This window comes from Achromobacter sp. 1014246743 (assembly GCF_059760725.1).
Window position 1 is genome coordinate 49,483 of the sequence record NZ_JCBANA010000021.1, and the last position, 12,108, is coordinate 61,590.

Genomic DNA, 12,108 nt, shown 5'->3' on the forward strand with positions numbered 1-12,108 from the left:
TTGTCAGTATCTCGTGTTCTTTGCGCTACGTAAAATTTTCCTCGTTGCCTTGGTATGAGGCGTTGTTATGAACCACGAGGGGAAAGCATGTCGCTCATCGCTTATGTCACGCAGATCCAGTTCGGGCCGGGCGTGTTGTCCACGTTGCGGGAAGAATGCGCCCGGGTGGGTATCCGCCGGCCGTTGATCGTGACCGACCGCGGCGTGCGCGCCAGCGGCATCGTCGACAAGGTGCTGGCCGCACTGGGCCAGCCGGATGCGCCGGTGTACGACGGCACGCCATCCAACCCCAACGAGGCGGCGGTGCGTGACAGCGTGGCCGCCTTCGCGGCGGGCGATTGCGACGGCATCATCGCCGTGGGGGGCGGCTCCCCCATCGACCTGGCCAAGGGCACGGCGGTCTGTGCGCGCCATCCGGGGCCGCTGCGCAGCTTCGCGCTGATCGAGGGCGGCCTGCAGAACATCACTGCGGCGACCGCGCCGGTGATCGCCGTGCCGACCACCGCCGGCACCGGCAGCGAAGTCGGCCGGGGCGCGATCCTGATCCTGGACGACGGCCGCAAAGTCGGCATCCTGTCGCCTTATGTCGTACCGCGCGCCGCGATCTGCGACCCGGAACTGACGTTCGGCCTGCCCGCCGGGTTGACCGCTGCGACCGGCATGGACGCCATCGCGCACTGCATCGAAACCTTTTTGTCGCCGGCCTTCAATCCGCCGGCCGAGGGCATCGCGCTGGACGGTCTGCGCCGGGCCTGGCGCCATATCGAGACCGCCACCCGCGAACCCGGCAATGTCGAGGCGCGCATCAACATGATGAGTGCATCGCTGCAAGGCGCGCTGGCCTTTCAGAAAGGGTTGGGCTGCGTGCATAGCCTGAGCCACTCGCTGGGCGGCATCAACCCGCGGTTGCACCACGGCACGCTGAACGCGATCTTCCTGCCGGCCGTGCTGCGCTTGAACCGCACAGCCGCCAGCGTGATCGCCGACGACAAGATGGCGCGCCTGGCGCAGGCCATGGACCTGGCCGGCGGCGACGCGCTGGAACAGGCGCTCCAGGACAAGTCGCGCGCGCTGGGCTTGCCCCAGGGACTGGCCGCGCTGGGCGTGACCGAAGACCTGTTCCCCCGCATCGTGGCCGGCGCGCTGGCTGACCACAGCCACCGCACCAATCCGCGCGACGCCAGCGCCGACGACTACCTGCGCATGCTGGCCGAATCGATGTAGCGCCAGGCCCGCGCCGCGGGCCCATAAAAAAACAGAATTCAATTGGAGGAGACATGAGCAATCTCGACGCAGTCGCGGGCTATCTGCCCAAGGAACGGCAGATCACCGACCAGGACCGACGCCGCGCGCTGTTCGGCAGCGCAGTGGGCAGCACCATCGAGTGGTACGACTATTTTCTGTACGGCACGATGTCGTCCATCGTGTTCGCCAAGCTGTTCTTTCCCACCACCGATGCGCTGACCAGCCAGCTGCTGGCGCTGGCTTCGTTTGCGCTGGCCTTCCTGGTGCGGCCGCTGGGCGGCATCATCTTTTCGCACATCGGCGACCGCATCGGCCGCAAGAAGACGCTGGCCGTCACGCTGTCGATGATGGGTCTGTCGACGGTGTTCATGGGCCTCTTGCCTACTTACGACCAGATCGGCGTCTGGGCGCCGGTGCTGCTGACGGTGCTGCGCCTGATGCAGGGCCTGGCGCTGGGCGGCGAGTGGGGCGGCGGCGTGCTGCTGGCGGTGGAGTATTCGCCGCGAGAGAAGCGCGGCCTGTACGGCGCCGTGCCGCAGACGGGCGCGGTGCTGGGCCTGGCGCTGGGCAACATCATCACGTCGGCGCTGGCGTCGTCGATGCCGCAGGAGGCCTTCCTGGCCTATGGGTGGCGCATTCCGTTCGTGGCCTCGATCGTGCTGGTCGTGCTGGGCATGTGGCTGCGCAACCGCGTCGATGAAACCCCCTCGTTCAAGAAGATCCTGGCTACGCACGCCGCAGCCAAGGTGCCGCTGGCGCAGACGCTGCGCTATCACTGGCGCGAAGTGCTGATCGCGGTGGGCGCCAAGGTCATCGAAACGTCCACGTTCTTCCTGTATGCCACCTTCTCGGTCGCCTACATGATCGGCCTGGGCTATCCGCAGGCGCAGGTGCTCAACATCGTGCTGGTCTGTGCCTTGCTGGCATTTCCGGTGATGCTGTTCTTTGGCCGGCTGTCCGACCGCATCGGACGGCGCAAGGTGTTCATGTTCGGCACGGTCGCGTTCATTGTCTGGGTCATGCCGTACTTCTGGCTGCTGAACCAGCACTCCGTTGCTGCCGCCATCCTGGCCATCGGCGTGGGCTTCACGCTGATCTGGTCGTCGTACGGCGCCATGATCGGCACGCTGCTGGCCGAGGCCTTTCCCGCCGCGGTGCGCTACACCGGCATGTCGCTGGGTTACCAGATCGGCGCCGCGCTGGTGGGCGGGCCGATGCCGCTGATCGCCACCGCGCTGGTGGCGCATTACGGCGGCAGCTATGTGCCGGTGGGCGTGTTCCTGATCGGCTGCGGCGTGGTGTCTTTGATCGCCGTCGGTCTGACACGCGACCGCAGTGGGCAGGAACTGGACGACTGAGCCGCTTTTTCCGATACCTGAACGTCGGGGCGCCGCGATCGGCGCCCCTTTCCTGGAGCCTGATGATGAACCGCTACCCCAATTACATCGCCGGCGAGTGGACCGCCGCCGACGAATACGCCGTGAACCGCAACCCGTCCGACCTGGACGATGTCATCGGTGAGTATGCCCGGGCCTCCGAGGTCCAGGCCGCGCTGGCCATCGATGCGGCCGACGCGGCCTTTTCGGCCTGGTCGCGCACGACCGGCCAGCAGCGCCACGACCTCCTCAAGCGCATCGGCGACCAGATCCTGGCGCGCAAGGAAGAACTGGGTCGCCTGCTGGCGCGTGAAGAAGGCAAGACCCTGCCCGAGGCTATTGGAGAGGCCGGCCGCGCGGGCCAGATATTCCTGTTCTTTGCCGGCGAAGCGCTGCGCCTGGCTGGCGAGAAGCTGCCGCAGACGCGTCCCGGTGTGGACGTCGACGTCACGCGCGAACCACTGGGGCCGATCGGCATCATCGCGCCATGGAATTTTCCGCTGGCCATTCCCGCCTGGAAAATCGCGCCCGCCCTGGCGTACGGCAACACCGTGGTCTTCAAGCCCGCCGACCTGGTGCCCGGATCGGCGTATGCGCTGGCCGAGATCATTGTCCAGGCCGGCGTTCCGGCCGGCGTGTTCAACCTGGTCATGGGGCCCGGTTCGCGCATCGGCCAGGCGCTGATCGACAGCCCAAAGCTGCGCGCCATCTCCTTCACCGGCTCGGTCGACACCGGCCGCAAGGTGGCCGCCGGCTGCGTGGGCGGCCCGCATATGAAGAAGTTCCAGCTGGAAATGGGCGGCAAGAACCCGCTGGTGGTGCTGGATGACGCCGACCTGGCCACTGCCGCCGAATGCGCCGTCAATGGCGCGTTCTTTTCGACCGGCCAGCGCTGCACCGCGTCGTCGCGTCTGATCGTCACCGACGGCATCCATGATGCGTTCGTTGCCGCGGTCAAGGCACGCCTGGCGCAGCTCAAGGTCGACCATGCGCTCAAGGCCGGCACCGACATCGGCCCGGTGGTGGACGAGCGCCAGCTGGCGCAAGACCTGGAGTACATCGCCATCGGCGGCCGCGAAGGGGCCGAGCTGGTCTGCGGCGGCGAGGTATTGACGCGCGACACCCGGGGCCACTACCTCAGTCCGGCGCTGTTCACCGGCGTGACGGCGGGCATGCGGATTGCGCGCGAGGAGATCTTCGGACCCGTCGCCACCGTGACGCGCGTGCGTGACTACGACGAGGCGCTGGCGCTCAGCAACGACACGCCTTTCGGCCTGTCTGCGGGCATCTGCAGCACCAGCCTCAAGCACGTGACGCATTTCAAGCGCCACGCCGAAGCCGGCATGGTCATGGTGAACCTGGCGACAGCGGGGGTGGACCATCACGCGCCTTTCGGCGGCCGCAAGGATTCGTCGTATGGGGCACGAGAGCAAGGTCGGTACGCGGCGGAGTTCTACACCACGGTGAAGACGGCTTATACGTACGCGGGGTAGGGGGCACAGGTCGGTGTGAGGGGTGGCAGGCATTGCGGTCGCTACGTCATTGCCGGCCTGCCGGGGCAGCGCTAGACTGGCCGCTTCCATTTCTCTTGCCTCTCGCGCCATGGCCCTGCATAGCTGGCTCATCTACCTGGTTGCCGTCACCGGCCTGTCCGTCACGCCCGGCCCCAACACCCTGCTTGCGCTGACCCATGGCGCCCTGCATGGCCATCGCAAGGCCCTGTGCACCATTGCCGGCGGCGCGGTCGGCTTCATCCTGCTCATCGCCTTGTCGATGCTTGGTATCAGCGCGCTGCTCAAGGCCTGGGGGCCGGCGCTCACGGTGCTGAAGTGGGCCGGCGGCGCCTACCTGATCTGGCTGGGCATCCAATTGTGGCGCGCGCCGGCGGTGCAACTGCGCCCGGCGCCCGACATGCCTCGCCTGCGCGGCACGCGCATGTTCAGCCAGGGTTTCCTGTCGGCCATCTCCAACCCCAAGGCCTTGCTGTTCTATGGCGCCTTCCTGCCGCAGTTCATCGACCCGGCGCGCAGCCTGTTTGCGCAATTCGTGATCATGGCCGCGACCTTCGCGGTGATCGAATTCGTGGTCGAGTACGTCCTGGCTCGCCTGGCACACCGCGTGCGTCCGTGGCTTGAACGCTGTGGCCGGCGTTTCAACAAGGTGTGTGGGGGTTTGTTCGCAGCGATGGGCGTGGCGTTGCCGGGCTCTTGAAAGTCATGATGCTCTCGCCGCCGGTAAATTTTCGAATATTTCGAGTATTTCGAGAGCATGCTACGATTCAAAGCATGACTCGCAAGCAGATATCCGCCTCTTCAGGCACGCGTAGCCCTTCCTCGTCCCCCAGGCGTTCGGCCGGGGGCTTCGAGGCGCACGCCCACGCGATGCCGATGTTCGAGCTTTCGTTCGATGTGCAGCCGGTCGTCTCCGTTGTGCGTCGCCACGTCAAACTCAGCAAGGCGGCTGACGAGGCCATCACCCGCGACCTGATTGAATTGTTGGGCCGTGCGATCGTGCAGTTGCGAACGGCAAGCCACAAGCCGGCAGCTCGGCAGGTAGAGGGCGGGCAAGACGACGCGCTGCTCACCACCGAGCAGGCGGCGCGGCTCGCAGGCGTCAGCAGGCCCTACATGGCCAAGCTGATCGACGCGGGTGACGTGATGCTGCATCACAAGGTCGGGAACCAGCGCCGCGTCTTGCGCAGCGCCGTGCTCCATTGGCAGGCTGTCGAGCGGGCTCGGCAGGCCAAATCGCTCAAGCGTCTTGGCAAGGATCTGGACGAGGAAATCTTTTCGTCTTGACCATTCCCGTCGTGGCTGATGCCGATGCGCTGTTTCAAGCCACGACGCGCGGGCTGCTGATCTTTCTCGATTACCAAGGCCTGATCAAGCTCCATTGGTCGCCCCTTATCCTTGACGAAGTCAGTCGGGCCTTGGTGGATTCAGGTCGTAAGAACACGCTGGACGACGCCAAAGCCCATGGGGCGCGCATGTGTGATGCCTTGCCCAATGCACAGGTATCAGTGGCTGACGTGCATTCCGCTTTCGAGGCGGTCGCCTCGGCGGTCCGGTCGGCGAAGGACATCCACGTTGCGGCTTGCGCGCATTACTTGATCGCAGCGCGTGCCTATCCCAACGCGTTGCCGATTGCGTTGGTCACACGCAATATCAAAGATTTTAAGAAAGACGCTCTAGCCGGCCTGGGCATTGTGTTGATGAGGCCGGACGACTTCCTGGACGGATTGACTTCGGTACAGTCGACGGACGTCGCACGAGCGTTTCGCTCATTCCGACTGGATTTGAGTTCGCAGCCTGATCCCGAAGCGTTATTGATTCGTCTGGAGCGCGACGGACTGGGAAAGACGGTGCGGCGGTTAAGGGCCTTGGAGCAGACGGGCCAAGTCGCGCTATGACGTGGCCTCGTTGGGGAGGCTCTGCGATCTGTATGAAACATCTGTATGAAACCTTGGCCCGGAAATGCAAAAGCCCGGCTCCTTGGAGCCGGGCTTTTTAATTCTGGTGGCCTGGGGCGGAATCGAACCACCGACACAAGGATTTTCAATCCTCTGCTCTACCGACTGAGCTACCAGGCCAACGAAGTCCGCAACTATACACAATTTTTTGGACTTGTGCCAGTCGGCGCGAAAAAACTTCAAATATTTTTCGCATCGGTCGTGAGGGGCGGCGATTGGGCGGCGCAGGTGGACCGCGGAGGGTTGCGGGATCGGCGCCGGATGGCGACTGAACGCCCGCCCGACTGTTGGGCGAAAGGCACGCTTGGGTGCGACCCAGGGTCGCGGCCGGGGCGCCGGTTGGTCTGGGGATAACCCGCAGGGGTATAATCATTAGCGGTCTGCTGTTACATGCGTGCTGTACCGCATGACCCGCAGGGACCACCGCTCTTATTACTTACGGCCTCGTCCTTTACATGTCGGTAGCTGTTCTAGCCTTCGGTCTGAATCACACGTCCGCGCCGGTTTCGGTTCGCGAACGCGTGTCCATGCCCGTTGATCTGGTCAAGCCGGCGCTCGAAGGCCTGCGTTCTGCGTTTGGCGGATCGGTGCGGGAAGCGGCCATCCTGTCGACTTGCAACCGCACCGAAATCTATTGCGCTGCCGACGGCCACGTGGCCGACCAGTTGCCTGCGTGGCTGGCCGAGCACAACCGCCTGGACGCCGGCACGCTGCGCCCCCATCTGTATCGCCACCATCAAGACGACGCCGTGCGTCACGCCTTCCGCGTGGCCAGCGGGCTCGATTCCATGGTGCTGGGCGAAACCCAGATCGTCGGGCAGATGAAAGACGCCGTGCGCGCGGCCGGCGAGGCCGGTGCGCTGGGCACGTTGCTGCACCAGATGTTCCAGCGCACCTTCTCGGTCGCCAAGGAAGTGCGGTCGCAGACCGCCATCGGCGCGCAGTCGGTGTCCATGGCCGCCGCCGCGGTGCGCCTGGCCGAACGCGTGTTCGGCAACCTGGACCAGGCCCGCACGCTGTTCATCGGCGCGGGCGAAATGATCGAACTGTGCGCCACGCACTTTGCCGCGCAACGTCCGCGCAGCATGGTGGTGGCCAACCGTACGGCCGAACGCGCCGAACTGCTGGCCAACCGCTTTTCGGCCAGCACCATGAAGCTGTCGGACCTGACCGACCGGCTGTCCGAATTCGACGTGATCGTCTCCTGTACGGCAAGCTCCCTGCCCATCCTCGGGCTGGGGATGGTGGAACGGGCTACGCGCCTGCGCCGCCACCGCCCGATGGTCATGATCGACCTGGCCGTGCCGCGCGACATCGAACCCGAAGTCGGCCGCCTGGACGACGTCTACCTGTATTCCGTCGATGACCTGGGCCGCCTGGTGCAGACCGGCACCGATGCCCGCCGCGCCGCGGTGGTGCAGGCCGAGGCCATCATCGAAACCCGCGTCCAGGGCTTCATGCACTGGATGCAATCGCGTGAAGTGGTGCCCGTCATTCGCGACCTGCACCAGGCCGCCGAAGACGTGCAGGCCGCCGAACTCGAACGCGCCCGGCGCCTCCTGGCGCGCGGCGAATCGCCCGAGGCCGTGCTCGAACAGCTGGCCCATGGCCTGACCCAGAAGTATCTGCACGGCCCGCTGGCGGCGCTGAACCGCAGCGAAGGCGACGACCGCAAGCAACTGCTTGCCTGGATGCCGCGCCTTTTCCCCGGCCGCGACTCGCGCCGTTAGCGGCGCTGTCCCACGCCCCGCCTCCTGGCGGGCGTTCGTCTTGTGGGCGCCCGCTATCGTCGTTTTTCCTTTGCAGAATTCCCATCATGAAATCTTCCATGCGCAGCCGGCTGGAGCACCTGTGCCACCGCCTCATCGAGGTGGACGCGTTGCTCGCCGAACCGGAAACCGCGTCCGACATGGATCGCTTTCGCAAGCTGTCGCGCGAACGCGCCGAGCTTGAGCCCGTGGTCGAGGCCTTCACGGCCTTCGTGCGCGGCGAGGAAGACCTGGCGGCCGCCCAGGAAATGCTGTCGGACCCCGAGCTGAAGTCGATGGCCGAGGACGAGATCAAGACCGGCCGGGTCAAGCTGGAATCGCTGGAGGCGGCGTTGCAGCTGTTGCTGCTGCCCCGCGACCCCAACGATGGCCGCAGCGTGTTCCTGGAAATCCGCGCGGGCACGGGCGGCGACGAAAGCGCGCTGTTCTCGGGCGATCTGCTGCGCATGTACACGCGCTATGCGGAACAACGCGGCTGGAAGGTCGAGCTGATGTCCGAAAGCGCGTCGGAACTGGGCGGCTACAAGGAAGTGATCGCGCGCATCAATGGCGACGGCGCCTATGGCCGCCTGAAGTTCGAATCGGGCGCGCACCGGGTGCAGCGCGTGCCCGCGACCGAGGCGCAGGGCCGCATCCATACGTCGGCCTGCACGGTGGCGATCATGGCGGAAGCCGACGAGGCGTCGGAAATCGTCATCAACGCCAGCGACCTGCGCATCGACACGTTCCGCGCCAGCGGCGCGGGCGGGCAGCACATCAACAAGACCGATTCGGCCGTGCGCATCACGCACTTGCCGACCGGCCTGGTGGTGGAATGCCAGGACGACCGCTCCCAGCACCGCAACAAGGACAAGGCCATGCAGGTGCTGGCCGCGCGCCTGAAAGACAAGGAAACCCGCGAGCGCCAGAGCAAGGAAGCCGCCGAGCGCAAGAGCCTGATCGGCTCGGGCGACCGGTCCGAGCGCATTCGTACCTACAACTTCCCGCAGGGCCGCGTGACGGACCACCGCATCAACCTGACGCTGTACAAGCTGCAGCAGATCATGGAAGGCGACCTCGAAGAACTGACCGGCGCGCTGATCGCCGAGCACCAGGCCGAGCAGCTGGCGGCGCTGGGTGACGACCTCTGACGCATCGCGCCCCATGACCGCCCAGATCAAGAGCCTGCTGCAGGATGCGCGCCTGCCGCGCCTGGAAGTGCGCATGCTGCTGGAACACGTGCTGGCCAAGCCGCGCGCCTGGCTGCTGGCGCATGACACCGATCCGCTCGAACCGGCCACGGCTGCGGCCTACGAGGCCCTGGTGCAGCGCCGCCTGGCGGGCGAGCCGATGGCCTATCTGGTGGGCCAGCGTGAGTTCATGGGGCATATGTTTCGGGTGACGCCCGACGTGCTGATTCCGCGTCCCGACACCGAGGTGTTGGTGGAAACCGCGCTGGAATGCGTGGCCGGGCAGGCCGCGCCCGCGGTGCTGGACCTGGGCACGGGCAGCGGCGCCATCGCGATCTCGATCGCGCTGGCCCGGCGCGATGCCCGCGTGATGGCCAGCGACGTCAGCGCCAAGGCATTGGCGGTGGCGGCGGCCAATGCCTGGGACCTGACGGCGTCGCTGCGTTTCGTGGAAGGCAGCTGGTACGACGCGGTGCCGGCGGGCGAGGGGTTCGACCTGATCGTGTCGAATCCACCTTACGTGGCCAGCGACGATCCGCACCTGGCGCAGGGCGACGTGCGCTTCGAGCCGCGCGGGGCGCTGACGGATGGTGCTGACGGCCTGGAAGACCTGCGCCGCATCGTGGCGGGCGCCCCTCGCCACCTGAAGGCGGGCGGGGCGCTCTGGATGGAACACGGCTGGGACCAGGCCGAGGCCGTGCGCACGCTGCTGGCCGACGCAGGCTTTGCCGACGTGCACAGCCGCCAGGACCTGGCCGGCATCGAACGCATTTCCGGCGGCCGCTGGCCGGGGCGCTGCTAACGCGAGCCCGAGTGCCAACGGGGCGTTGGCAGCCCGATTTGTAACCGCCTCCCGTCGCATTTCCCGGCCCCGCCCCGGGGAATCCGGGCGGTTTTCCCGCCTGTACCTATAATTGGCGTATTCCGTTATGCCTGTCCAAGAGACCACCATGAGCGACGTTCAAGAATTCATCCGCGAAACCGTGACCCAGCACCCCGTCGTGCTGTTCATGAAGGGCACCGCCCAGTTCCCGCAATGCGGCTTTTCCGGCAAGGCCATCCAGATCCTCAAGGGCTGTGGCGTGAAGAAGCTGGTGACCGTGAATGTGCTGGAGGACGACGAAGTCCGCCAGGGCATCAAGGAATTCTCCAACTGGCCCACGATTCCGCAGCTGTACGTGGCGGGCGAATTCATCGGCGGCTCGGACATCATGAACGAGATGAACGAGTCCGGCGAACTGAAGACCCTGCTGGAGCAATCCGGCGCCACGGCCTGATCCCGTGCGGCGTCTGGTGATCGGCATCACGGGGGCCACGGGGTCCTTGTACGCGGTGCGCATGCTGCAGGCGCTGCGCGGCGTGGACGATGTCGAGACGCACCTGGTGGTATCGGCCTCGGGCGTGCTGAACATCAAGCACGAGCTCGATGTGAGCCGCCATGATGTCTACGCGCTGGCCGACCACGTGCACAGCGTGCGCGACGTGGGCGCCACGCTGGCCAGCGGGGCGTTCCAGACGGCGGGCATGGTCATCGTGCCGTGTTCGATGCGTACGCTGGCGGCGGTGGCGCATGGCCTGTCGGACAACCTCATCACCCGCGCGGCCGACGTGACGTTGAAAGAACGCCGGCGCCTGGTGATGATGGTGCGCGAAACGCCCTTCAACCTGGCGCACCTGCGCAACATGACGGCCGTGACCGAAATGGGCGGCATCGTGTTTCCGCCGTTGCCGGCGTTTTATCACCGGCCTGCCAGCATCGAGGAAATGGTGGACCACACCGTGGCCCGCGTGCTGGAACTGTTCGATATCCACGTGCCCGGCCCGCACTGGGAAGGCACGAAGTAAGCCTTCCGCCACGGGCCGTCGTGTTGACGCGGCCACGCGGACCCGACCGATCTGAATCCCACCCCGAGCGTTGGACGCGAGTCCAGCCGTCGGGGTGTTTTTCATGGTGCAGGCATGGCGTGCGGCCGCGCTTATTCCACCAGGCCCAGCCCGTTCAGGGCGGCCAGGTTCTCGGGCCAGCGGCGAGCGCGCGCATTCTGCAATTCGATGCGCGCCCAGGCCATCCAGCCGGCCCATTCGATGCGCTTGTCCCAGGCGGTGCCCCAGGCTTGCAGCGCGACAAGGCCGGCTGCGGCGTGGCACTCGGCCGCGTCGAAGTCGCCCGCCGTGAGCGCCAGCTGGGCCAGCAACAGGCGCGGCTCGCCCACCCACGGATTGTGTTCGACCGCGGCTTCCAGCATGTGGCGGGCGCTGTCCATTTCGGTCAGGGGCTGCATGCGCGTGATGACCTGCCAGTACAGGGCGCTGGCCGCGGCTTCGTCGCGCGGGGTGAGCGTGGCGCGGCAGTGATCGAAGGCCGGCGGTACGGGGATGCCGGTATCGGCCGGCAGCGTGGCCAGCGGCGCCAGCAGGTGCGACAGCATCGACAGGATGTTCGACGGCGGCTTGAGCGGGCCGGGCCAGAGCGAAGCGGCCCAATGCGTTTTCAGGTCGCGGCGCTGCTGCTGGGGATAGCCGGCGAAGATCTCGTCTTGCCAGCTGTGCCATTGCTCGCCGATGTCGGCGGCGGACACCACGATGAAGGCGGCGACCTGGCGCGGCGTGAAGGTGAAGACCTGACCGTCGGTGCCTTCGAGCGTCAGGCCTTCGGGGCCTGCCCCTTGGCCCTGCAGCACGGCCTGGACGAATTTGGTGCGCGGCATGGCGCAGAACAGGCTGACCCAGGCTTCGGCTTCGTCGCCCAGCACGTCGCGCAGCGTGCTGCGTTCGCGCTCGCGATCGAATAGCGTCAGGTCGACGTATTCGTTGCCGTAGACACTGTGGAACAAGCCCAGCAGGCGGACTTCGCGTGGCTGGTTCCAGAGCGTGAGCGTGCGATACACGCCCAGGAGGTGGTGCTTGAACGTGCCGGCCTTGTGCCAGTCTTCGCCGGCGCTGCGGGCGAACAGCAGGTCGAGCAGGGCGGGCAGGTCGGCATCCACCGCGGCGTAGTGATCAGCCAGCAGGGCGCGCGCGTGCGGGTGGAGGTCGGTAGGGGTGGACATGGGCGTAGCGGGTGGGTGATGAAAGCCAGC

General features: G+C 66.3%; 12 protein-coding genes and 1 tRNA gene. 11 read left to right on the top strand and 2 right to left on the bottom strand.

Going from position 1 to position 12,108, the window contains the following annotated elements:
* Positions 1-87 precede the first annotated feature (87 nt).
* The 6 genes from gbd to AC6LJ2_RS11215 all read left to right on the top strand — a co-directional run bounded on the left by gbd (position 88) and on the right by AC6LJ2_RS11215 (position 6,030).
* Complete coding sequence (gene gbd / locus AC6LJ2_RS11190) at positions 88-1,224, top strand: 4-hydroxybutyrate dehydrogenase (RefSeq protein WP_263915171.1); 1,137 nt, start codon at positions 88-90, stop codon at positions 1,222-1,224.
* A 53-nt stretch (positions 1,225-1,277) separates the two neighbouring features.
* Positions 1,278-2,603: an MFS transporter gene (locus tag AC6LJ2_RS11195; RefSeq protein WP_175191635.1), complete on the top strand. Its 1,326-nt coding sequence runs from the start codon at positions 1,278-1,280 to the stop codon at positions 2,601-2,603.
* Between the two features lie 65 nt (positions 2,604-2,668).
* Positions 2,669-4,114: an aldehyde dehydrogenase family protein gene (locus tag AC6LJ2_RS11200; protein ID WP_498151389.1), complete on the top strand. Its 1,446-nt coding sequence runs from the start codon at positions 2,669-2,671 to the stop codon at positions 4,112-4,114.
* 109 nt (positions 4,115-4,223) lie between these two features.
* Entirely contained in the window at positions 4,224-4,832 is a 609-nt protein-coding gene (locus AC6LJ2_RS11205; RefSeq protein ID WP_445659217.1) for a LysE family translocator, read from the top strand.
* Positions 4,833-4,906: 74 nt separating this feature from the next.
* Positions 4,907-5,419, top strand: coding sequence for an excisionase family DNA-binding protein (locus tag AC6LJ2_RS11210; RefSeq protein WP_263915174.1), 513 nt, complete (start codon positions 4,907-4,909; stop codon positions 5,417-5,419).
* Positions 5,416-6,030 carry a PIN domain-containing protein gene (locus tag AC6LJ2_RS11215; RefSeq protein WP_498151374.1) on the top strand — a complete coding sequence of 205 codons (615 nt, stop codon included), beginning with the start codon at positions 5,416-5,418 and terminating at the stop codon, positions 6,028-6,030. The genes AC6LJ2_RS11210 and AC6LJ2_RS11215 overlap by 4 nt, the downstream gene beginning before the upstream one ends.
* Positions 6,031-6,134: 104 nt before the next feature.
* Here AC6LJ2_RS11215 and AC6LJ2_RS11220 read toward each other — a convergent pair.
* Positions 6,135-6,210 (bottom strand) — tRNA-Phe (locus AC6LJ2_RS11220).
* A 335-nt stretch (positions 6,211-6,545) separates the two neighbouring features.
* Here AC6LJ2_RS11220 and hemA point away from each other — a divergent pair.
* From hemA to AC6LJ2_RS11245, 5 genes are all read left to right on the top strand, one after another.
* Complete coding sequence (gene hemA / locus AC6LJ2_RS11225) at positions 6,546-7,820, top strand: glutamyl-tRNA reductase (protein ID WP_263915177.1); 1,275 nt, start codon at positions 6,546-6,548, stop codon at positions 7,818-7,820.
* An 86-nt stretch (positions 7,821-7,906) separates the two neighbouring features.
* Positions 7,907-8,989, top strand: coding sequence for a peptide chain release factor 1 (gene prfA / locus AC6LJ2_RS11230; RefSeq protein ID WP_263915178.1), 1,083 nt, complete (start codon positions 7,907-7,909; stop codon positions 8,987-8,989).
* Between the two features lie 13 nt (positions 8,990-9,002).
* The gene (gene prmC / locus AC6LJ2_RS11235) at positions 9,003-9,830 is read left to right on the top strand and encodes a peptide chain release factor N(5)-glutamine methyltransferase (RefSeq protein WP_498151375.1); all 828 of its coding nucleotides are present in this window, start codon (positions 9,003-9,005) and stop codon (positions 9,828-9,830) included.
* Between the two features lie 148 nt (positions 9,831-9,978).
* Complete coding sequence (gene grxD, locus AC6LJ2_RS11240) at positions 9,979-10,305, top strand: Grx4 family monothiol glutaredoxin (RefSeq protein WP_006391696.1); 327 nt, start codon at positions 9,979-9,981, stop codon at positions 10,303-10,305.
* A 4-nt stretch (positions 10,306-10,309) separates the two neighbouring features.
* On the top strand, positions 10,310-10,873 hold the full coding sequence (locus tag AC6LJ2_RS11245) for a UbiX family flavin prenyltransferase (protein WP_025138455.1): 564 nt from the start codon (positions 10,310-10,312) through the stop codon (positions 10,871-10,873).
* A 131-nt stretch (positions 10,874-11,004) separates the two neighbouring features.
* Here AC6LJ2_RS11245 and AC6LJ2_RS11250 read toward each other — a convergent pair whose 3' ends face one another.
* Positions 11,005-12,078 (bottom strand): DUF6817 domain-containing protein, encoded by a 1,074-nt coding sequence (locus AC6LJ2_RS11250; RefSeq protein ID WP_498151376.1) that lies wholly within the window; start codon positions 12,076-12,078, stop codon positions 11,005-11,007.
* Positions 12,079-12,108: the final 30 nt, after the last annotated feature.